This window comes from Methanocaldococcus sp. FS406-22, assembly GCF_000025525.1.
Lineage (GTDB): Archaea > AGJL01 > Methanococci > Methanococcales > Methanocaldococcaceae > Methanocaldococcus.
In genome coordinates, this window is record NC_013887.1 from 126,197 (window position 1) to 148,882 (window position 22,686).

Sequence of the window (22,686 nt, forward strand, 5' to 3'; positions counted from 1 at the left end):
CTTTTACATAAATTTTGGAAGAGATGGGAAAATGATTCAAATAACAGTAATTCAAATAGACAATTACGGACCTTGGACAGTTACACCAAATCCAAGGAGAGAGAGTGATTTACAAGCTCTGCAGAGCAGATTATATGCTGATTTAAATCTCATGTTTGGGGCTCATAAGGGATTGGTGTTTTATACAAGATTTGATAATTTAATAGCAATAACAAATGGTATTGATTTAATTACACACAAAAGAATTCAGGAGAGTATAAGGAATAGGTATCCATTTACAGTTAGTATGGTTATTGCCTCTGCTGAAACACCTTATGAAGCTCAAAAATTAGCTACTGAAACACTTCAAGAGTATGGAAGTGCCCAGGATGAGAATAGGAAAGAGGTTTTAGATGTTGCCAATGAGTTAGTTGTTGATGGATACGTTCAGATTGCCCACATTGATATAAACAACATTACAGGAACTCTTACAGATATAGTGAGTGCCTATGACACCTATCTAAATGTAAATAAAGTTAAATTAGCATTGATGGAAGAGCTTTTAAAACATAATGCTTTGTTGTTTTTTATAGGTGGAGATAACTTCATGTCTCCATCAAATGGAATGAATGAGGAAGATTTCTTGGATATTTTCAACAGAATCAATAAAAAGTATAAGATAGAGCTAAAAGCAGGAATTGGGATAGGAAGAACTGCTGAAGATGCCTCAAACTTAGCAGATATTGGATTAGAAAAAATTAGAGGAAAGTTGGTTGATAAGAATGTATGCACTTTAAAGCAGGATGACTTTTTAGAGCAAAATATAACAACTGGAAGATTATGTGGATTACAAAGGTGATTACATACTATGAACAAAAAAATAGAAGAATTAAATGAGTTAGATAAAAAAGTTGTCTTAGCTCCAATGGCAGGCATTACTGATGGGGATTTCTGCAAAAAATTTAAGGATTTGTTTGCCATTGTTACCATTGGTGGTTATAATTTAGATACTGCAACTTATAAAGCAAGTAGGGAGATAGAGAAAAGGGGAAGAAAGGAATTTTCTATAAATTTGGAGGAGTTCAACAACTATATAATTGAGCAAATAAAAAAGGCAAGAGAAAGCAATGCCTTAGTTTCAGTTAATGTTAGATTTGTTAATGTTGAAGAAGCTTATGATAAATTATTAACCATTGCCAAACATGCTGATGTCATTGAACTTAACTGCCATTGTAGGCAGAAGGAAATAACTTCATTAGGTATAGGGCAAGAGTTAATGAAAAATAAAAATCTTCTGAAAGAATTTTTGACTAAAATGAAAGAGTTAAATAAACCAATTTTTTTAAAAATAAGGTTAAATTACATCCCATTAAAAGAGTTAATAGATAATTTAAACTATGTGAGAGATTATTTTGATGGATTGCACGTTGATTGTTTTTATCCAGGAAAACCTTATGCTGATTTAAACTCATTAAAAACCTTAGCAGAAGAATTTAGTGATAAGGTAATAATTGGAAACAACTCAATCGATTCATTAGAAAAAGCTAAGGAAATGCTAAGATACTCTGATTTTGTATCTGTTGCAAGGACTGTTTTAAAAGGTAATGTTAAATGGATAAAAGAGCTAAATGAAAGAGACATTTAATTTTTATTTTTACTACCGAGTTTTTTAAATTCTTTGGCTAAGCACTCAAAAACCTCTTTATCTTCCACATTCTCAAATATCTTTATTATATCGTAAATTATCCTTTTACACAATGCCTTTGAAAAATCTTCTAAAACTTCCTCAACAGATTTATTTTTATTCTTTAATATCTTTTTCGCTTTTTCAACTTCCTTTTTTCTTACATTTTCAATATACTGCCCAAGTTCTTTTATTGCAGTCTCAAATTTCATTTTATCAAGAAGTTCTTTTAACTGCTCCATCTCCTCACAAATAATCATCTCAACCTTTGGAATTTCTCCTTTCCTCTTCTTTAAATTTTCCTCAGCAACTAACTTCAAATCATCGATTGTAAATAAAAAAATATCTGGCAACTCTCTAATATCATCAGTTGTATCTCTTGGATTGGCTATATCTATAATAATTGTCTTTCCAGCATTTTTTAATCGCTCTTTATTTAAAATTGGGTGTGGGGCCCCTGTTGCTGATATAACTATATCGGCATATCTTAAGGCTTCTTCCAATTTATCAAACTTTATAGCCATTCCACCAAGTTCTTTAGCCAATTTTTCAGCTTTTTCATAAGTTCTGTTTGCTACAATAATTGCTTTAATGTTCTTTTCTTTTAATGCCTTTATAACTAAATTTGCCATCTCTCCAGCTCCAATTAATAAGACATTTTTCCCTTCTAATCCAAAAATCTTCTCTGCCAATTCAACTGCCGCAGAGCCAATTGAAACTCCCCCCTCATTAATCTTTGTTTCAACTCTTGCCCTTTGTCCAGTATGTATTGCTTTTAAAATAATCTTCTCCAATTTCTTAGAAATTTTCCCTTTCTCTTTTGCTTTTAGATAGGCATTTTTTAACTGCCCAAGTATTTGGTTTTCTCCAACAATCATTGATTCCAAGCCAGAGGCAACTCTAAAAAGATGTTCTATTGCTTCATCTCCAAATAGAATATCAAACTTTTCTAAATCTATATTTTCAATTCCTTTAATCTCTTCTAAGCTATCTGCATCAAAGATTATCTCAACTCTGTTACATGTTTGTAATAATATGGCATTGTCAAATGTCTCATAAAATTTTTCTTCATCCATTCTAAGCTTTTCTAATTCAGAAACGTTGTATTTCTTATAATCAGCTTTTAGTATTATCATTCTCTCCCTTTAGTATATTTTTTAAATATTTTTTGGTTTCGCTTAAAAATATATGTCCTTTGTGAAGTAAATCTTCAGCTTCTTCTTTCTTTATTTCAATGGTTGCGTCATAATCAGCAGTTTGCCCTATAATCATACGCTTCGGTTATATATTCGAACAATTCGACACTTAACTCATTAGTTTTTATAAATTCTTTTGCAAACATTTTTAAAATTCCACTATGTTTTTTAGGGCTAATTTCTTTTGTTAATAATAAAGCCTTAGCACAATAAAACATTGAGTAATATATTCTTGAAACAGCAAAATCATAAAATTCGCATATTATAAAGATTTTCTGATGCTTTTATGGATTTTTCTGCTTTTTCTATCAATTTTTTAATCTCTTTTTTATATTTCAATTCCATAACTTTCAACCTCATCAATAAAAGATGTTCTTATAGTTTTTTTGTAAATTATTGGGCTAATTAAAATATCATATTTTAACGAATATCTTGAAGCAATTTTAATAATTTTTTCTTTTTCTTTAAGAGTAGGCATTTCTTTAACCAAAATTAAAATATCAACGTCACTCTCTTCATCATAATCTCCTCTTGCATAACTTCCAAATAAAATGACTCTATCCAATTTATCTTTTAAAATGGTTAATATATCCTTTTTAAACTCCTTTATAATTTCAATGATTTCCATTTTCCCACTTCTCTATTAATCTTTTTAATTCTTCTCTAAATTTCTTATCTTCAAAAATCTTTTTTAATATTTTTTCTCGGTCTCTCTGTTTAGGAATTGTCTCTTTTAAAAACTCTCTCATATATGCCATCATATTTATGTCAGTTGATTTTAGATAGTTTTCAACAAAAATTCTTATATGCTTAGCTATTAAAGGGCTTTTTCCTTTTGTGTATATGCTAAATATTACCTCATCAACTTCTGTATAGGCAGGGATGATAAAATTAACTCCTTCTGTCTTTGTTGAGGAATTTACAAATTTGTTTAACTCTTTAGCTAATCTAACTATCCTTTTATTAATTTTATCATTGATGGCCGTTACTATGAAATCATAGCCCATTATAATATTTTTTAACTCTTCATCGTCTAAGCTTTCAACATCAATTTCAATTAAATTTAGGTTTTTATTATTTTCTTTTAATTTTTTTATTTCTTCATCAAATTCCTTAGAGTAGATATCAACAATTCCCCCACTTTTTAATATTTTCTTAGCCCTTCTCTTTCCTACACTTCCACAACCAAATACTGCAACTTTTTTTCCTTCAAAAGATAACAAAACAGGAAGCAAATTAATCACCTATAATTTTTCCTTCTAAATACTTTTCATAAGCTTTAATTATTTTAACTTTCTTTGTTTTTCCAATAAATTTAGCTCCATCTTTAACAACAACCATTAATCCGCTATCTGGAAGATAGCCAATAGCATCTCTTTTATTTCTAAAGTGTCTTTCTGATATTATAACTTCTAAAACTTTTCCTACATATTTTTTCTTTATCTCTAAATTTATTTTATTGGCTGTTTCTCTAATTAGTAAAGAATGCTTGGTAATATTTGGCTTAAAATTTTGAAATGCAGACATCGGCAGAGGTCTAAATTTATAGACAGTTATTTTGTCAATATATGGTTTAATCTTATGCATAAAATTAACTGTGTTTTTTGCAGTATCTTTATTTTCTCCAGGTAATCCATAAATTAAATAGACCTGAGCTTTTAAATTATATTTTTTTGCTATTTTAACAGCTTTTAAGACATCATCTGGTGTTGCAGGTCTTCCTAATAATCTGCAATGCTCTTTATCCCCACTCTCACAACCAATATAGATTGGGGTTTTTAGATATTTGCTAAATATCTCTGCCACTCTTTCATCAAACAAATTTGCCTTTATATTCTCAATTAATATGTTTGCATTATATTTATCAGCCAAATCTTTGCAATTTGATAATAAAGATTCAATTGCTTCATAGTTTGGTTCTGGGAAGTTAGGATTTATTAATCTCTCCCCTCTTTCATAATCTAAAAAATCTGGGGCAGAAAGAACTATTCTTTTAACTCCTTCCTCTAATAAAGATTCAACTTCTTTTAATATATCTTCTTCATCTCTACTTCTTGCATATCCAAAGACAGAAGGGACGGAGCAGAAACCACAACCAGGATTTATATTTAAAGGGCATTTTAATGTTCCATTTTCACATAAGTTACATTTTTTGTTAGTGCATAGTAATAGGGGTCTTTTAAAATTGCTACAACCTCTAACAACCTCAACATAAACTCTCGCAGAGAAGTAATTTTTATAGTCTTTAATTTCTGTTGATGGAGTTATTAGCTTTAAATCAGTTAAAATCTCTCTCAAAGGGTTTATTTTTAATTCATCTTCATTATAATCCCAATATGTTGTTCCTTTAACATCTTCAGCATCAAAGTCCTTTTTTATCAATTCCCTTATTGTTATCTCCCCCTCTCCAACTATGCTTATATCTGCCTCTACTTTTTCTAAAAGGTTTATATCATTAGCTATTGGCCCTCCGACAATTATTTTACTGTTAGTTTTTAATCTAATTCTTTCAACTAATTTTTTAACACATTTAAAGTCAGAAGTCATTGCACTAATAAAAATTAGATTGTATTTTTTAGCATCTTTAATATCTAAATCTTCTACTGGTGTTATCTTAGCTTCAACTCCCTCATTCTGCAAAATACCTTTAACTGTTCTCGGCCCAGCTCCAATAACGTCCCTTGCTAAAATTCTTTTTCCATCACCAGAAGCTAAACAATCAATAATTAATGCTTTCATTTTCTCACTTATAAAAAATCTAAGATTTTTTAGAGATAACAATTCATAAATATTCTAACTAACAGAAAATATTATGTAGGCAATATTTAAAATGAAGGGGGAAATTTATGGAAATCATACATCTAAGTGAAATTGATTCAACAAACGACTATGCTAAAGAGTTAGCAAAAGAAGGAAAGAGAAACTTTGTTGTTTTAGCTGATAAACAAAATAATGGGAAAGGAAGATGGGGAAGAGTTTGGTATTCTGATGAAGGAGGGATGTATTTTTCAATAGTTTTAGATTCTAAACTATATAATCCAAAAGTTGTGAATCTATTAGTCCCTATTTGTATCATTGAGACATTAAAAAACTATGTAGATAAAGAGCTTGGGATAAAATTTCCAAATGATATAATGGTTAAGGTTGATGGTGGTTATAAAAAACTTGGAGGAATATTAGCTGAGCTAACTGATGATTATATGATTATAGGAATTGGAATAAATGTGAATAATCAAATAAGGAATGAGATTAGAGAGATAGCAATCTCTTTAAAAGAAATTGTTGGGAAAGAGCTTGATAAGGTAGAGATATTCAATGATTTCCTAAAGACATTTGAAAGTTACTTGGAAAAACTCAAAAATAAAGAGATAGATGATTATGAGATACTAAAAAAATATAAAAAATACTCAATAACCATTGGAAAGCAGGTAAAAATCTTTTTATCAAATAATGAAGTTATTACAGGAAAAGTTTATGATATTGACTTTGATGGTATTGTTTTGGGAACTGAAGAAGGTATTGAGAGAATCCCTTCTGGAATTTGCATCCATGTAAGATAAAAATTACATCAAATTAGGATGGTAACCATGAAAATAATAAAAACTGAATATGACAAAATTAAGCCCTACATTACCAAAGATGGCTCAATAATTAGAGAATTAATGCATCCAAACATTTATAAAAATGTAAAACAAAGTTTAGCGGAGGCAATAGTTCCTGTAGGTTCTAAAACTTTATTACATAAACATCACAAATCTGAAGAGATATATTATATCTTAGAGGGAAAGGGATTAATGACATTGGGTAATGAAAAATTTGAAGTTAAAAAAGGAGATGCCATATTAATTCCTCCTGAAACTCCCCATAAAATTGAAAATATTGGTAATGTCCCTTTAAAGATATTGTGTTGCAGTTTTCCACCATATTCTCATGAAGATACTGAAATATTAGAAAAATAATTTTTATTTTATTCTTATTCCAAAAGCAAATAAAAACATCCAAACAATCATCAATATTGCTATTAATACAGAAAGAATCATCAAACCTGGGGAATTTCCAAAGACTATAGGAATTGGCCCAATCATTATAATCCCAGAATATTCAACATTATTCTCCTCAGTTTCTTGTTTTTTATAATTTTCTTGAGAACTTGGCAGAATCATTCCTAAAGTTATCATAAAAAATCCAATAAACATCAAAATAATGCCTAAAAATATTAATATTGGCTTCATAACCATCCCTTTTAAAAAATAAATATTATTTTCCTAAAGGATAGTTAGGGGGTTCATTGGTAATAATGATGTCATGTGGATGGCTTTCAACGAAAGGGCTTCTCCCCTTTTCAAACCCCAAGGATATCTCCGAGCGAAGCGAGGAGGTATAAAGAAGTTACTTACCTAGTGGGTAATTAGGGGCTTCGTTAGTTATAATAATATCGTGTGGATGGCTTTCAACTTGTCCACTTGGTGTTATAATTACAAATCTTGCCTTTTCTTGCATTTCTTTTAGATTTTTAGCTCCGCAGTAGCCCATTGAAGCTCTTAAACCACCAATTAGCTGGAATATAACCTCACTAACAGCCCCTTTGTATGGGACAGCTCCTTCAACTCCTTCAGGTACTAATTTTACATGTTTCATATGACTTTTTGCTGATTGGAAGTATCTATCAGCTCCTGCTCCAACTCCTCCAGTCATAGCTCCTAATGAACCCATTCCTCTATACTGCTTATACTTCCTTCCATTGATAACCATTAATTGCCCAGGGGCTTCGTCAGTTCCAGCTAATAATGAACCGAGCATAACAGCATCTGCTCCAGCTGCTATAGCTTTAGCAATATCTCCACTGTATCTTATTCCCCCATCTGCTATAACAGGAACTCCACGTTCTTTAGCGACATCAGCCACTTCGGCAACGGCTGTTAATTGCGGAACTCCAACTCCGGCAACAACCCTTGTAGTACAAATTGAACCTGGCCCTATTCCAACCTTTAAAACATCTGCTCCTGCTTTAATTAAATCCTCCGCCGCTTCTTTAGTAGCTATATTCCCAACAATTAATTTTGTGTCAGTTCCCTCCAACATCTCTTTAAATTTCTTTACATTCTCAACAACCCTCATGTTATGAGCATGAGCACAATCAATGGCAATAGCATCGACCTCTGCCTCAATTAATGCCTTAGCCCTCTTAAAATCATGAGGACCGCAGGCAGCTGCAACTAACAATCTTCCTTTTTTATCCCTTGCAGCCTGTGGATACTTTCTCCTCTTTAAAATATCTCTTAATGTTATAATACCAATTAATTTATTTTCATCATCAACTATAGGCAATCTTTCTACTCTATTTGCATACATCAACTCTAAAGCTTCTTCTTCTTCAACATCTTCTTTAGCACAAACGACATCTTTAGTCATCACATCTTTAACCTTTTTTGTCTTGTCTTCAACGGCTTTAACATCTCTGTGTGTTATAATTCCAACTAATTTATCTTCATTATCAACAACTGGCAATCCGCTGATAGAGTATGTTTCCATAACATTTATTGCATCTCCAATAGTATCATCTGGAGATACCGTGATAACATCTTTAATAACTACTTCATCAGCTTTTTTAACTGCCTGAACTTGATGAACTTGCTCCTCTATGGACATGTTTCTGTGTATAACTCCCAAACCGCCTAATCTCGCTAAAGCAATGGCCATCTCTTTTTCTGTTACTGTATCCATTGCCGCAGAGATTATTGGAATATTTAACTTCAAACCTGCTAAATCTGTAGAAACATCAGTATCCTTTGGCTCAACCCATGAGGCATTTGGAACTAATAAAACATCATCAAAAGTATATGCCATCCTTGCCTCTGTTAATTTCTTTAAAAACAAAGTCTCACCTTATAACCTTTTTAACTATATTTAGAAGAGGGGTATTTATACTTTTTACATGATGCCCTTGAGTATATGATTATTTAAATAGTTTTTATGAAACTTACATTTTCAACAAAAATAAAAGTTAATATATAAATATCGATAATAAATATAAAAATAAGAAATAATTAAAAATTGATATTCTTGAAGATTAGGTGATTGGATGACAGATAAATCCTCAGAAATTGCAAGATTTTCAGGAAAAGGAATATTGCTCACACCAAAAACTTTAGAAAAACCATTATTAAAGTGGGAAAAACTGGAAATAATACTTTATAAAGATAAAATTGTATTTGAATTCGTAGATAAGACAATTGAGGTGGGGGTAGAAGATATTGAAGACGTGGGGGCAGAATTACCCAAAAAAGTTCTTGAGATTGCTAAATCTACATTGGAGGACATCACCTACCATTCATCAATAATCATCAAATCTAAAGAGTATGGTAGTGTAATGGTGGGGTTTGCTCCAGAGACATCAATCTATGGTAAAGCTCCAATAGACAATTTTTTAAGGAAATTGTTTTACATCTTATTGAATAAAAAAGAAGTAAAGATATTATACAATGCAGGGGAAGATAAAGATGCTAAATGGGAGGAGGGATTTTTAACATTTATTAAAAAACGTATTAAAGATGGATTGATATCAAAAATAGAATACAGGTTAGTAATAGAGGTATTGGTGAACGGTGACGCTAAAATATACGATATATTTAGTAATATAAAGGATGTTGAAATAGAGGAAAAAGATGTAAATGGAGAAATAGAACCTGTGTTAAAGATACAACAGTTAAAAGAAGGGAAGGATGTGATATCATACTTATACACTAAAGATAAAAGGGTGAGATTATTTATACTCAGATACCTGGTAATATTGTTAGATTATAAGCATGTTGGAATTTTGCGTTATCTTCAGGAAACGGTGGAATAGATGAAAATGGGGGTATCAACAAGCTTGTTTTTAGATACCGATAAAAACTTATCTGATGCCCTTGAGATTTTAGAGAAAAGAGTTAAATACGTTGAAATAGGATGTGACGGGAATCTAAACGTTATGTTAGATGGTAATGTTGAATTAGCTCAATCTTATGATTTAAACTATACCTTACACTGCCCTATAACAGATTTAAATTTATCTTCTTATAGGGAGAAGATAAGAAAGGTTAGTTTAGATTTTGTTAAAGATATTTTAGAGATAGCTACTAAAATTGATGCCAAATTAATAGTTTTACATCCAGGATACTGTGTCTTTAAATATGATTATGAAAAAGCATTGAATTCATTAATTAAGAGCTTAAAAGATTTAAACAATATCCAAGAAGAGTTTAGTATTCAGATAACTATTGAAAATATGCCCTCCTATGATATGTTTATGTTCAGAAAGCCAGATAAGGAGGTTATTGAGAACTTAGATGAGCTAAAAATAACCTTCGATATAGGACACTCTTTTTTAAATAACAATATTGAAGATTTTTTAAAAATCTCTGATATGATAGCTCATATCCATATTCATGACAATAATGGAGAGTTTGATGAACATCTATGCATTGGCAAGGGAAAAATTAACTTTAATAATTTTAAAAAAGATTTAAAAAAGATTAACGCCATAAAGATGATAGAGTTGCAGAACAAGAGCATCAATGATTTAGATTTATGCATAAATAATCTAAGAGAGCTTTTGAGGTAATAGCATGATAGAAAGAGTTTTAGAGATGGATGATTGGAAAGCCTACAAAATCCCTCACACAGTTGAGATTGAAGATGATGTTGAGAACACAAAAACCTTGGTAATAGAGTTTGAAAATAGGAGGAGGGTCTTATCAACAAGAGAAGGGTTTAAAGAGGTCAAATATGTAGGAAATCACTCAATTCCAGTTCCATTTTGGGATAAGGTTCATAACTATAAAGATTATGAAAGCCAAGTTTTAAATAAAATTGGCATTAAAAAAGAGGATATAGCTTTGTTATCAACTGGGGCAAATATGGACAACTTAGCTGTAGCAAAAGAGGAGTTTGATGAGTTTTATGTTGTTGCTTTAACAACTGCTGGAGCTAAGCATAATGCCATAAGGTTGGGAGATGAAGAGGCAGATTATATAGAGAAGGATTTCAAAACCTACAAGATAGTTGATGGAAAGATTGTGCCTAAGGAAGAGGTTGGAACAGTCAATATAATATTAATAACAAACGCTAATCTAACCGATGGAGCTATGGCAAGGGCAATAATAACCATTACAGAGGCAAAAACTAATGCCTTCCAAGAGTTAAATATAAGAAGCACAAAGCATCCAGAACTTCAAGCTACTGGGACTGGAACAGACAATATAGTTGTTGTTAAGGGATTCGGTAGAGGGGTTAATTACACTGGAGGACATACAAAGATTGGGGAGATGATAGCAAAGGCTGTTAAAAGAAGTGTTATCGAAGCTTTGATAAAACAAGATGAAATAAAAATATAAAATTTAAAAATTAAGCACCAAACTTCTCATTTCTTCCAGTTAAATCCAATAATATTTTCATTACATGCTCTCCTCTAATCCAATGCAAAGCCCCTTTAGCACATGCAAATTCATTAAACTCTGTAACGTCATCAACTCTGACACTCTTTCCCCAGATAACTATTGGAACTGGGTCTGCTGAGTGGTCTTTCATCTCTATTGGTGTTGAGTGGTCTCCAGTCAAAACAAAATAAACCTCATCTTTATTTATATGCTCAAACACATAGGCAAGCATTTCATCTATCTTCTCCAAAACCTCTTTTTTGAGCTCATAGTTACCATCATGGCTTGCCTCATCAGCACCTTTAACATTCACTAAGACAAAATCATATTCCTTTAAAGCTTCGACTAAAGCCTTTGCCTTACCCATGAAGTTTGTTTTTGGTGTTCCAGTAGCCCCTTCAACCTCTATAATATCTAAACCAATCATCTTAGCCATTCCCTTTATTAACCCAGTTCCGCAGATACAAGCCCCTTTCATCTTATACTTTTCATAAAACTTCTCTATCTTTGGAACTACTCCAGCACCTCTTGGCAATATTATATTAGCTGGAGGTAGACCTTTTTTCCTCCTCTCCTCATTTATTGGGTGGTTGTTTAATTTCTCATAGACTACTTTTAATAATTTATTTAAAATCTCAGCAGTTCTTTTTGCTTCTTCTGAATCATCTAAAGGTTTTATCTCACTAACTTTAACCCCCTCTTCATGTGGGTCTCCATCGCTAACTCTACATGATAGCCCTTCTCCTCTCAAAACTAAAACTCCTCTATATCCCTTTGAAGATTTAAAGATAACCTTAACTCCATCAATCTCCAAGCCGTCAATCTCTTTCTCCAACTCCTCAGCTTCTTCTGGGCTTATTCTTCCAGCTCTCCTATCTAAAACAACAAAGTTTTCATCAACAGTGGCAAAGTTACATCTAAACGCTATATCTCCCTCTTTCAAATCTAAGCCAACACCATAAGCTTCTAAAGGTCCTCTACCAGTATAAACCTCGTAAGGGTTGTAGCCTAAAATAGCCAAGTGAGCAGTATCGCTTCCTGGTCTCACTCCAATATCTATAGCATTCATTAAACCGCAAATCCCTTCTTTAGCAATTCTATCCATTGTTGGAGTTTTTGCCTCTTTTAGAGGAGTTAATCCCTCCTCGTTAGGCCTATCTCCCAATCCATCTATAATGAATATCACACACTTTCCCTTTCTCATCTTCCTCCCTCATGCAATTATAAATCCTCCAAAAGTATTATATTCTTTATCCTTTTTATCCTCTTCATTTTGACTATAAATACTTTCTGTTTTACTGCTATCGTCGTTTGCAACTATGATATTTGTCTTTATTAAACTTTCCTTTTTTGTCTCATCATTCTTTTCATATTGCTTTTGTTTGTCCTTCCATTTATCATTTTTATCAACATCTGCTTTACTCAACTCTTTCTTTATATAGTATTCAAAATCATATAAGATGTTTAGATAGCTCGCATACGCATCAAAAGGCGTGTCAAAGTGGCTGAAGTAGTTATGGACACTCATATCACTGAGCCCCTTAATGGATTGATAATAGAAATTATCACTTGTTTGTAAAACTTTGTACATCTTATATATTTCATCAAATTTATTAACTTTTTTTAGTTTCTCTGCGTTTTCTTTTATGAATTTTCCAATATCTTTTAACTTTTCAAATGATATTCTTTGCATCTTATTTCCCAGCCATGCACTTACATCTCTTTCAGTATCAGCCCACGAGATTGTGGCAAATTCATGCACATAAATCTCTCCTCTTGGCTCTAATCTATCAACAACCTCACTGACATTAACAACCTCCAAATGCTCATGCTTGGCTATCTCTATAGGAAGATATCTTAAAAATTCAAATATTCCAGTTTCTTCCCAATGATGCTCTCCAAATGTCTCATAATCCATATAGATGTTTATAACCTCTCCAGGGGTTGAAGCTAACCACATAGCATATTTATCAGCCATCAATGGATACTGGTCCCAATCTCTCGCTGAAAATCTAAAACCAATATCGTCACTCAATCTATAATTTCTTAGCATAATTTTCATACCATCTGGAGATTGGTAGAGGTAGTTTGGAGACCTCCAACCTAAAATTTTCTCAATACCTTCTGTAAATATCGCCTTAAATCCTAAATCTTTTGCTATCTTTGCTATTCTGTTGTTGTATATTAGCTCAGTATTTCTAAACACCTTAGCTTTAAAGCCAAATATTTCTTTATACATCTTCCTATGCAACTCAATATCCTCAATAAATTCCTCTTCAGTTTCAAATAGACTTGTTAATGAGTGATGATACGTCTCACCAATCAACTCAACATTTCCAGTTTTTACCAAATCTTTGAATAAATCTAACACGTAATCATTAAACTCCAATGCCTGCTCTATAAAAACCCCAGTAATTGAGTAATTAACTTTAAAATCATATTCATCGATAAGCTCTAATATCAATTCATTCGTAGGAATGTAGCATTTATTAGCCACTTTATTAAAAACCTCTTTATTTAATTTTGTGTCTACATACTTCTCCCAAAGAGAGGCTCCATTTTGGTTTATCTCCTTATTTAGTCTATGTGGTTGATGCACTTCAAAATTAAACGTTATTAGCATGCTATCATCTCAAAAATTTTTAATTTATGGTATTATGACATTATCATTTTCATACACATAGATGAGAAACATTGCATTGCTCCAACCTAAAGGGATGGCGGACATTGGAACCCCTAACTCTTTATGTATCTGTTCTGGAAACAACCCATTAAAGCTGTATTTCATCACCCAGTTAAACAACCTCTTGGATTTTTGTAGATAAATATCTGCCCTGTTATCTTCTTTTTCTTTTAAAACATTATATAACCTTCTATAATACAAAGACAGCCATAATGTAGTTATAATCCATGGATTTCCTCCAAAGTAAATATCTTCTGGATATCTTCCAATCCCTCCAACCTTATATTTGAAAGCTTTTTCAATTGCTTCAGCTGTTTTTATCATCCTTTCATCATCAACATCAATTAAATTGAAAGGATAACTTAAACCTAATATGCTTGTATCTATAGTTTTATCTAAAGGATTTATTGATTTAGCAAACCTTTCCTCATCTTCTAAATAAAATCTCTTTGGAACTTCATGTTTTAAAAATTCTATGGTTTTTCCCCAATCTTTAACTTTATCCCTCTTATTTACTGCCTTACTCATGCTATACGCACATTTTAATCCAGCGTAAATAGCTCCCATTGTATAAGCAAAAACTCCAAACTTTTCCTCCCATAAATCAAAGCAGGGAGTGAAGTTTAAAGCTACCAACCTTAAATAGTTGGCAGCTTTCTCTATCATATTCCAGTATCTTTCAACAAACGTCCTATCCCCACTCAATCTATAATGCACATCCATTGCCCATAATATAGAACCAATCTGGTCAATCTGTATTGCTGTCAATCGTGGCTTTCCATTAACGTAGTAGTTTTGTAGCCATGAACCATCTGCATTCTGAATCTTTGACATGAATTCAAAGAATCTATCTGGAATATTCCTTATACCAAATAAATCTAAGGCAACTGATATATATGCCCCATCCCTTCCCCACACATATCTGTAATCGGGATGTAAAGATGGAGCAGCTATAATCCCCCCTTCCTTATCACATAGCATTAAAAGTGTCATTAAAGCCCTTTTGGTTATAGAGTATATCTCTCTATTTTGCCTAAGTTCAGGATGTATAAATCTCTTTATATCTCCAATAATGTTTTTCCAATAATTCATTGAGAGATTTTTAATGTTTTCACTGTTGTTCATTATAATTCTTAGTTGTTCAGTTATTATTGAAAAATCCCCATCAAATCTTTGTGGAAGTATGTAGATGTTGAATGCTAAACTTCTTTTTTCATCAATTTTAATATTCCATGATATGGCACTGTCAGTTAATAGTCCAGAACTCTCTTTATGCTCTTTTAATATTCCATTTTCTATGTCTATATAAGCACTTGTTTTGCTGTATCTATTTCCACACTGAAATGAATCTATTTTTTTATCACTTCCAATACAGAAAATATATTTCCCATTGTACTTAACAATACATCCATCTTCTAAGAATTTAACGGTATTTGTTATTGGATTTTCACCAATCCTCAAATTTTCGTAAAAAAAGAGCTTGAAATTTAATTTTTTATCGAGTTTATTTTTTATATATACTCTTCTTATAAGAACGTTGTGAGAAATCGGCACAAAATCTTTAATAGTTAATATAATTTTATCATCTTCTAAGATAGTTTTGAATATGTTCGTTTCCTCAATGTATTTTTGAGAGATGTCCCAATCCTCATCCCAATGCCACTTTACTTTTTTGTCATAAACTGCTAATGCAGAGTCAAAGAAATGAGTTTCATAACCAACTTGGGGATAAAAAAGATATTCAATCTCCCCATAATCTCCAATTTTGGCTAATAAACTATTGTTCCCAACGATTCCGCCCATATAAATCACACATGAAGTGCTTTATAACAATCTATTTATTGCATTCCAGATTAAAAAGCTTTGAGGTTTTAAAGTTCCTTTTTGTGGATTTAAGAATAAAACATTATTCCTAATTAAAAACTCTCTAATTTTTTTATTTATTGCAGTATCTTCAACTTCGTAATTATCTTTAAATAATTTTAATGCTTTAACAACTTTTTTATAAAGCTCTTCATCTTCCTCTTTAACATCTTCCAAAAAATACTTTAACTTCTGAGTTTCATCCCTAAGCATTGAATTTAAAATCTCTTTTAACTCTCTATATCTCATCTCATCAATCACATTGTAGATGTATAACGGCTTCCCCCCTACATAGTTATAGATAAGTTCTTTATCTTCATCAGAGAGTTTTTTATTTAAGATTTCTTTAGATAGGAAATCTATAAACTTTAAGGTAGTTTCTTTATCAAAATCATCAACTAAAATGTATTTAGCCCTCCCCTCCAACTCTCCAGCATTATAAACATACTCAATAAATAAGCTATCAGAGCTTAAGCAGAAAACATGGCATAGATGTTGTTCTTTAGTTAGAGATACTAAGAATTGAAATAGTTCTTTTAATAAATATTTCTGCCCATTTAACACAACGTCTTTAATCATCTGCAGTTCATCAAATATTAAAATTGGCTTTTTCCCACTCTTTTTAACCGCTAACAATAAACTGTTTAAGTATTGGAAGGCATCGTTTATCTTCTCCTCAAATAGTTTACCAAATTCAATTTCAGGAATTGGAATACCAGTTAAAATCTTAGCTCCTTTAGTTATTAAGTTCAAAACCTCTGATTTATCCTTTATTTTTTCAAAGAAATCATCTTTTTTAGTGGTGAAAATAGCTTCAATAAACTCCCTCTTTTCTGATATTAAGTAGGTTCTGAAATTAATGTAGAAAACTTTGTAATTATCATTTAGTCTATTTTCTATGATATGTTTTATTAATGTAGTTTTACCAGAATTTATAGAGCCGTAGATAAAATAAATTAAATTTGGCTCTCCCTCTAAGATTGATAAAATTTCTTTGATTTCTTTTTCTCTATTAAAGAATTTCATTTAACCACCAAAAATAGTTAAATTTATTTCAGCTTAATTACCCACTTTTTGTCATCTTTTAGTACAAATATCTTATCTTCCCTTGCTAACCATCCTATAGCCATCTTTACAACATTTGAGTTATAACCCTCTTTTCTTAAGATTTTCTCTATCTGAGAGAGGGATTTTTCTCCTCCCTCTAATAGATGATATATTTTTCCAGCAGTTTCTCCTATTTTTCCCCACATGTCTTCCATATTATCCCTCCAAAAATCTAATAATTATGGTATTCAGATATTAAAATTCTTTTTATTTTATATTATCTTTAAAGCAAACTTAAAAAACAATACCTATCGTCCCATCATTTCCATAGCTATTTTATAGACATTTACTGTCTCTTTAGCTATATTATCCCAACTATATTTTTCATACACATCCTTTTTAGCATTATTGACTATATATTCCTTAAATCCCCAATCCGATAAAACCCTATCCACACCCCAGGCAATTGAATCAGGATTTTTTGGATAGACCCAAACTCCATTGACCTCATGCTGTATAATTTCCATCAATCCTCCAACTGAGCTAACAACAACCGGTGTGCCAGCAGCCATAGCTTCTAATGCTACTATGCCGAAAGGTTCATAAACTGATGGAATTACAACAATATCTGCAGATTTATAGAGTTTTTTTAACATATCTCCATTAACAAATCCTAAAAACACTACCTTATGTCTAACACCAAGCTGATAGCATAAATCTTCCAAATAACTTCTCATATCCCCAGAACCCGCAATAACTAATTTTGCATTATGCCTTTCGAGGATTTTTGGCATTGCTCTTATTAAATACTCAACCCCTTTTTGATATGTCAATCTTCCAACATATAGTATCATCTTTTCATCATCTTGAACTCCTATACTCCTCCTAAAGTTTGTCTTCTCTTCCCAGCTTAAATTAATATCAAACTCCCATGGGTTTATTCCATTGTAGATAACTTTAACTTTATCTTCTGGGGTATTGAATATAGAGCAGATTTCTTCCTTTAAAGATTTACTTACGGTTATTACTTGGCAGGATTCATAAGTTGAGAGATACTCCATTGTATGTATAGCTCTTGAGTCATCTGAATACAACCCCCCGCACCTTCCAATCTCCGTGCTGTGTATTGATTGAATATACGGCATTCTGCAGATATGTTTTAAATTAGCCCCAACAAAGTGTGTCATCCAATCATGGCAATGGATAACGTCATATTTATCAATCCCTAAAATCCCCAACTTTTTTTCCATTTCTTCAGCCATAAATGTAGCCCAGGTTAAAAAATGTGGATGAGTTATTGGCTTAACCCTATAAACATTCACCCCACTTATATTTTCATACTCAGGTAAGTCGTAACCAACGGTTATAACATCTACTTCATGCCCATTCCTAACTAATCCCTCAGCTAACCCTTTACAATGAATTGCCAGACCTCCAACAATCCTTGGGGGGTATTCCCAAGTTATCATAGCAATTTTCATAGTCTCATCATATAATATCTTGTACGTTGTAGTAAGGTTTAAATAATCAATAAGATATTTTAAATTATATAATAGGTAATATAAAAATATTGTGATAAGTATAAAACATAAAATGTGGTAATCATGAAAATAGCCATTCTTGCTCCAACAATAACTCCTATTGTCTCCTATGGAGGATTGGGGGATGTAATGAGAGATTTGCCAAAATTTTTAAAGAAAGGTAATGAAGTAGTTGTTCTAACTTTAAACCATTATAACAGGTATTTTAACATCCCTTATGAAGTTATTAAGAAAATAACTGTAATCTATAAGGGGGCTAAAATTACATTTGATGTTTTGAGAACAAAACATCCGACGACAGGGGTTGATTTAATTGTATTTAGTAATGAAAGTGTCAATAACTTAAACGTTTGGGATCCTATTAAATATGAGATTTTTGCAGATTTGGTTGTTACTTATTTGGATGATGTTAAAGATATTGATGTAGTGTCTGGACATGATTGGATGTGTGGTTTGGCTATAGCTAAATGTAATGATATCTTAGATTTACCAACAACTTTAACTATACACAACGAAGCTTTTAAGGGAGGGGTAGTTGAGTATAAAGGGGAAGTTATGACATTTTTAGAGTTAGGGATTAAACATGCAGATGCTGTTAATACTGTAAGTCCCACACATGCTGAGGAGATAAAGAACTGCCCTTATATAAAAAAATATTTAGATAACAAGCCATTTTGTGGGATTTTGAATGGGATAGATATCGATGAATATGACCCCATGAAAATAATAGAGAGGATGTTTAATCTCTCAAATAACAAACTCGACCCGAGAAATTATGGTTATATATCTCCTTACTCAGCTGAGGATGCTTATGATATAAAGCCAAAGATAAAATATTCATGGTTTTATAGAGAAGGGATATATGAGTATGTAGAAGATTGGAATAAGATTGATAAAGAAATATGGGCTACTGATGTAGAGGTTTATGGTGGAATAAATGGAGGTATAGAAACTCCATTGATTGGTTTTGTTGGAAGGGCAACACATCAAAAAGGTTTTAACACTATGTTTGAGGCCATTCCTGAGTTGTTAGAAAAACATGATATAAGATTTGTATTTTTAACAAAGGGAGATAGGGATATTGAAGAGAGACTAAAAAATCTTGCAAATGAATATGACGGAAAAATCTTGGCGTTGATAGGCTATAGCCTTCCACTTTCGTCTTTGGTATTTGCTGGGAGTGATTGGATAATTATGCCATCATACTGGGAGCCGTGTGGTTTGGTGCAGATGGAAGCTATGGCATATTGTACTCCAGTTATAGCTACAGAAACTGGAGGGTTGAAAGATACCATAATTCCTCTCCATCCAAATCCTTATGAGCACCCAAATTTTGACAAAGCAACGGGTGTTTTATTTAAAGTTCCAGATAAAGCGGGATTTATGTGGGGGGTTGAACATGCACTAAATTGGACATTCTATAAACTCAATGAGATATGTATGTTTATGCAATACATAAGATACAAATGCCCTAAGCATCCTTACGATGAAAATGCCCCTCTCTCTATGATGATGAAAAACTGCTACTACCATGTGCTTAGAAACTTAAGCTGGCAAAACTCTCCATCTATAAGAAAATATAAAGGCTTATTTGGTGGAGCAATTTATAAGCATTTTTTATAAGTTTTACTAAAAAGTTTTGGGGGGAAATATGCTGAGTTATGATTACAAAAATGCGTTAGAAGTTGGAGAAATAAGCTTTGAAGATATCAGTAGAGTAGATTTTACTAATGCATATTCAAAGTTAATGGAGAAATTGGACAATGGAGTTGTAGGATTTAGAGAGGCTATATATGATGAGAGTTTAGATAAATATGAATCACTTAATGGATACAAAAATGTTGTAGTTGTGGGAATGGGAGGTTCTATATTGGGAACAATGGCTATTTACTATGCAATTTCACCATTTAATAATAATGCCTATTTTATAGATAACAGCGACCCTGAAAAAACCCTCTCAATACTAAAAAAAGTTGATTTAAACGAATCTATAATTTATATTATTAGTAAATCTGGAAACACTTTGGAAACTTTGGTTAATTACTATTTAATTAAAAAAAGGATTGAAAAGCTAAATTCATTTAAAGGAAAAGTTGTTTTTATCACCAACGGTGGAAAATTAAAGAGAGAAGCAGATAAAAATAATTATGATACATTTTCAATCCCTGAAAATGTCCCTGGAAGGTTTTCAGTCTTTACTGCTGTTGGATTAGCCCCTCTATGTTCCTTAGGAATTGATATATCAAAAATACTGAAAGGAGCAAGGGAAATGGATAAAATCTGCCAAAATGAAGATATTCTAAAAAATCCTGCACTTTTGAATGGTGTTATACACTATCTGTATGATAAGAGAGGGAAGGATATTTCAGTTATTATGAGCTATGTTGAAAGCTTGAGATATTTTGGAGGTTGGTATAAACAACTTATTGGAGAAAGTTTAGGAAAAAATGGAAATGGGATAACTCCACTATTATCAATTGGAGCTAAAGACCAGCACTCTTTATTACAGTTGTATATGGATGGAAAGAAAGACAAGATTATAACGTTTATAGTCGCTAAAAAATATAGGTTGGATGAGGAAATAGAATTTGAAGACATAAACGATGAGAAAATCTCTTGCAAATATTCAGATATTATTAAACATCAGCAAAAAGCCACAGAAATAGCTTTAACAAACAATGGAGTCCCAAATGTTAGAATAACCCTTGATGAAATAAACGAAATGGCTATGGGAGCTTTGCTATATATGTATGAGATGCAAGTTGGTTTTATGGGGGAGCTTTATAATATAAATGCCTACAATCAGCCAGCAGTTGAAGAAGAGAAAAAAATTTGTTGGAGATTAATCAAACAGCCATAATTATAATTTTTTATTTATTGAGTGTGATAATATGGAAATAAAAAAATTCATTGAGACAATAAAAGAAGCTAAGCTTTTTACAGCATATAACACAAACGTAGATGCAATAAAATATTTAACAGATAATGATGTCCAAAAATTAGTGGATGAATTTAATCATGAAGATATCATAAAAAGGATGGAAGAATATCCGAGAATTATTGAGGAGCCTTTAGATTTCGTTGCAAGATTGGTGCATAGTATAAAGACGGGAAAACCGGCGGAGGTTCCAGTAAAGGATGATAAAAAGTTACATGAGTGGTTTGATAAAATTAAATATGATGAGGAGAGAATGGGGGGACAGGCAGGGATTGTTTCTAATTTAATGGCTACCCTACAGATAGATAAAATAATCGTCTATACTCCATTTTTATCAAAGAAACAGGCAGAGATGTTTGTTGATTATGACAACCTGCTTTATCCTTTGGTTGAAAATGGAAATCTTGTATTAAAAAAGGTTAGAGAAGCATACAGAGATGACCCAATAAAGATAAACAGGATATTTGAGTTTAAAAAGGGGCTAAAGTTTAAGTTGAATGGAGAGGAAATAGTAGCTAAGCAATCTACAAGGTTTATTGTTGCATCAAGACCTGAAGCTTTGAGGATTGAAGTAAGAGATGACGTCAGGCAGTTTTTACCAGAGATTGGAGAGAGTGTGGATTGTGCATTTCTATCTGGCTATCAGGCAATTAAAGAGCTATATAAAGATGGAAAAACAGCAAAATATTACTTTGAGAGGGCTAAAGAAGATATAAAATTATTAAAAAAGAATAAAAACATCAAAACTCACTTAGAGTTTGCATCTATATCAAATGTAGAGATTAGGAAGATGGTTGTTGATTATATTTTGAGTAGTGTGGAGAGCGTTGGAATGGATGAGACAGAGATAGCCAATGTCTTGCATATCTTGGGCTATGATGATTTAAGCAAAAAGATTTTAAAAGATAGTTTAGTTGAAGATGTGATTGAAGGAGCTAAAATTTTACTGAATAAGTTTAAAAACTTGGAGGTTGTCCAAATCCATACTATCTATTATATATTATTTGTTTGTAGGGCTGATAATCCACTATCTAAGGAAGAGCTTGAGGAATGTTTGGAATTTTCTACAATATTGGCATCAACAAAGGCAAAACTTGGGAACATAAAGGTAATAGATGACTTATATGAAGGTTTAAAAATTCCTCACAACAAGTATGGTGATTTATTAAAAGAGATTGCAGATAAGTTTAACGATGATAATTATAAAATAGCCTTATCTCCTTCGAGGTATGTTGAAAAACCAAAATCTACAGTTGGTTTGGGAGACACAATATCAAGTGGGGCGTTTGTTTATTATGTATCTTTATTAAATAAAAAGATAAGGGAAAGCTAAATTAA

The 22,686-nt window shown here is 31.8% G+C and carries 23 protein-coding genes; 10 read left to right on the forward strand and 13 right to left on the reverse strand.

Annotation, left to right across the window (positions count from 1 at the left end):
• Positions 1 to 31: 31 nt before the first annotated feature.
• Both MFS40622_RS00710 and MFS40622_RS00715 read left to right on the forward strand, forming a co-directional pair.
• Positions 32 to 838 carry a GTP cyclohydrolase III gene (locus MFS40622_RS00710; protein WP_012979749.1) on the forward strand — a complete coding sequence of 269 codons (807 nt, stop codon included), beginning with the start codon at positions 32 to 34 and terminating at the stop codon, positions 836 to 838.
• A 9-nt stretch (positions 839 to 847) separates the two neighbouring features.
• Positions 848 to 1,624 (forward strand): MJ0144 family RNA dihydrouridine synthase-like protein, encoded by a 777-nt coding sequence (locus tag MFS40622_RS00715; RefSeq protein WP_012979750.1) that lies wholly within the window; start codon positions 848 to 850, stop codon positions 1,622 to 1,624.
• Here the strand turns inward: MFS40622_RS00715 and hemA are convergent.
• From hemA to MFS40622_RS00740, 5 genes are all read right to left on the reverse strand, one after another.
• Complete coding sequence (gene hemA, locus MFS40622_RS00720; RefSeq protein WP_012979751.1) at positions 1,621 to 2,799, reverse strand: glutamyl-tRNA reductase; 1,179 nt, start codon at positions 2,797 to 2,799, stop codon at positions 1,621 to 1,623. The genes MFS40622_RS00715 and hemA overlap by 4 nt on opposite strands.
• Positions 2,800 to 2,912: 113 nt before the next feature.
• Positions 2,913 to 3,077, reverse strand: coding sequence for a HEPN domain-containing protein (locus MFS40622_RS09665; protein ID WP_232217813.1), 165 nt, complete (start codon positions 3,075 to 3,077; stop codon positions 2,913 to 2,915).
• A 110-nt stretch (positions 3,078 to 3,187) separates the two neighbouring features.
• Complete coding sequence (locus MFS40622_RS00730; protein WP_012979752.1) at positions 3,188 to 3,487, reverse strand: nucleotidyltransferase domain-containing protein; 300 nt, start codon at positions 3,485 to 3,487, stop codon at positions 3,188 to 3,190.
• Positions 3,474 to 4,094, reverse strand: coding sequence for a bifunctional precorrin-2 dehydrogenase/sirohydrochlorin ferrochelatase (locus tag MFS40622_RS00735; protein ID WP_048197352.1), 621 nt, complete (start codon positions 4,092 to 4,094; stop codon positions 3,474 to 3,476). Before MFS40622_RS00735 ends, MFS40622_RS00730 begins: the two co-directional genes overlap by 14 nt.
• 1 nt (position 4,095) lies before the next feature.
• Entirely contained in the window at positions 4,096 to 5,598 is a 1,503-nt protein-coding gene (locus MFS40622_RS00740; protein WP_012979754.1) for a B12-binding domain-containing radical SAM protein, read from the reverse strand.
• Between the two features lie 107 nt (positions 5,599 to 5,705).
• Here MFS40622_RS00740 and MFS40622_RS00745 point away from each other — a divergent pair, with 107 nt between their 5' ends.
• Together MFS40622_RS00745 and MFS40622_RS00750 are read left to right on the forward strand one after the other, a co-directional pair.
• Positions 5,706 to 6,419 (forward strand): biotin--[acetyl-CoA-carboxylase] ligase, encoded by a 714-nt coding sequence (locus MFS40622_RS00745; RefSeq protein ID WP_012979755.1) that lies wholly within the window; start codon positions 5,706 to 5,708, stop codon positions 6,417 to 6,419.
• 18 nt (positions 6,420 to 6,437) lie between these two features.
• Positions 6,438 to 6,818 (forward strand): cupin domain-containing protein, encoded by a 381-nt coding sequence (locus MFS40622_RS00750; protein ID WP_083771400.1) that lies wholly within the window; start codon positions 6,438 to 6,440, stop codon positions 6,816 to 6,818.
• A gap of 3 nt (positions 6,819 to 6,821) precedes the next feature.
• Here the strand turns inward: MFS40622_RS00750 and MFS40622_RS00755 are convergent, their stop codons facing one another.
• Together MFS40622_RS00755 and guaB are read right to left on the reverse strand one after the other, a co-directional pair.
• On the reverse strand, positions 6,822 to 7,091 hold the full coding sequence (locus MFS40622_RS00755; RefSeq protein WP_012979757.1) for a TIGR00304 family protein: 270 nt from the start codon (positions 7,089 to 7,091) through the stop codon (positions 6,822 to 6,824).
• Between the two features lie 157 nt (positions 7,092 to 7,248).
• The gene (gene guaB / locus MFS40622_RS00760) at positions 7,249 to 8,706 is read right to left on the reverse strand and encodes an IMP dehydrogenase (RefSeq protein WP_232217831.1); all 1,458 of its coding nucleotides are present in this window, start codon (positions 8,704 to 8,706) and stop codon (positions 7,249 to 7,251) included.
• Between the two features lie 235 nt (positions 8,707 to 8,941).
• On the opposite strand from guaB, the gene MFS40622_RS00765 reads away from it, so the two are divergent.
• Genes MFS40622_RS00765 through MFS40622_RS00775 form a run of 3 tightly spaced genes read left to right on the forward strand, consistent with a single transcriptional unit; the run spans position 8,942 to position 11,234 of the window.
• Positions 8,942 to 9,706, forward strand: coding sequence for a CheF family chemotaxis protein (locus MFS40622_RS00765; protein WP_012979759.1), 765 nt, complete (start codon positions 8,942 to 8,944; stop codon positions 9,704 to 9,706).
• Positions 9,707 to 10,462: a sugar phosphate isomerase/epimerase family protein gene (locus MFS40622_RS00770; RefSeq protein ID WP_012979760.1), complete on the forward strand. Its 756-nt coding sequence runs from the start codon at positions 9,707 to 9,709 to the stop codon at positions 10,460 to 10,462.
• A 4-nt stretch (positions 10,463 to 10,466) separates the two neighbouring features.
• Positions 10,467 to 11,234: an adenosylcobinamide amidohydrolase gene (locus MFS40622_RS00775; RefSeq protein ID WP_012979761.1), complete on the forward strand. Its 768-nt coding sequence runs from the start codon at positions 10,467 to 10,469 to the stop codon at positions 11,232 to 11,234.
• 10 nt (positions 11,235 to 11,244) lie between these two features.
• On the opposite strand, the gene MFS40622_RS00780 is transcribed toward MFS40622_RS00775, so the two are convergent.
• From MFS40622_RS00780 to MFS40622_RS00805, 6 genes are all read right to left on the reverse strand, one after another.
• Entirely contained in the window at positions 11,245 to 12,480 is a 1,236-nt protein-coding gene (locus MFS40622_RS00780; RefSeq protein ID WP_012979762.1) for a 2,3-bisphosphoglycerate-independent phosphoglycerate mutase, read from the reverse strand.
• A 9-nt stretch (positions 12,481 to 12,489) separates the two neighbouring features.
• Entirely contained in the window at positions 12,490 to 13,899 is a 1,410-nt protein-coding gene (locus MFS40622_RS00785) for a glycoside hydrolase family 57 protein (protein WP_012979763.1), read from the reverse strand.
• A gap of 24 nt (positions 13,900 to 13,923) precedes the next feature.
• Positions 13,924 to 15,762 carry a glycoside hydrolase family 15 protein gene (locus MFS40622_RS00790; protein ID WP_012979764.1) on the reverse strand — a complete coding sequence of 613 codons (1,839 nt, stop codon included), beginning with the start codon at positions 15,760 to 15,762 and terminating at the stop codon, positions 13,924 to 13,926.
• Between the two features lie 21 nt (positions 15,763 to 15,783).
• Entirely contained in the window at positions 15,784 to 16,848 is a 1,065-nt protein-coding gene (locus tag MFS40622_RS00795; RefSeq protein ID WP_012979765.1) for an ATP-binding protein, read from the reverse strand.
• A gap of 23 nt (positions 16,849 to 16,871) precedes the next feature.
• Positions 16,872 to 17,084, reverse strand: a complete 213-nt coding sequence (locus tag MFS40622_RS00800) for a winged helix-turn-helix domain-containing protein (protein WP_012979766.1) — start codon at positions 17,082 to 17,084, stop codon at positions 16,872 to 16,874.
• 93 nt (positions 17,085 to 17,177) lie between these two features.
• Positions 17,178 to 18,350, reverse strand: coding sequence for a glycosyltransferase family 4 protein (locus MFS40622_RS00805; RefSeq protein ID WP_012979767.1), 1,173 nt, complete (start codon positions 18,348 to 18,350; stop codon positions 17,178 to 17,180).
• A gap of 123 nt (positions 18,351 to 18,473) precedes the next feature.
• Between MFS40622_RS00805 and MFS40622_RS00810 the strand changes: the two genes are divergently transcribed.
• The 3 genes from MFS40622_RS00810 to pfkC are packed head-to-tail and all read left to right on the forward strand — an operon-like array spanning position 18,474 to position 22,681.
• Complete coding sequence (locus tag MFS40622_RS00810; protein WP_012979768.1) at positions 18,474 to 20,033, forward strand: glycogen synthase; 1,560 nt, start codon at positions 18,474 to 18,476, stop codon at positions 20,031 to 20,033.
• 28 nt (positions 20,034 to 20,061) lie between these two features.
• Positions 20,062 to 21,270 carry a glucose-6-phosphate isomerase gene (gene pgi, locus MFS40622_RS00815; RefSeq protein WP_012979769.1) on the forward strand — a complete coding sequence of 403 codons (1,209 nt, stop codon included), beginning with the start codon at positions 20,062 to 20,064 and terminating at the stop codon, positions 21,268 to 21,270.
• 31 nt (positions 21,271 to 21,301) lie between these two features.
• Complete coding sequence (gene pfkC, locus MFS40622_RS00820) at positions 21,302 to 22,681, forward strand: ADP-specific phosphofructokinase (RefSeq protein WP_012979770.1); 1,380 nt, start codon at positions 21,302 to 21,304, stop codon at positions 22,679 to 22,681.
• Positions 22,682 to 22,686: the final 5 nt, after the last annotated feature.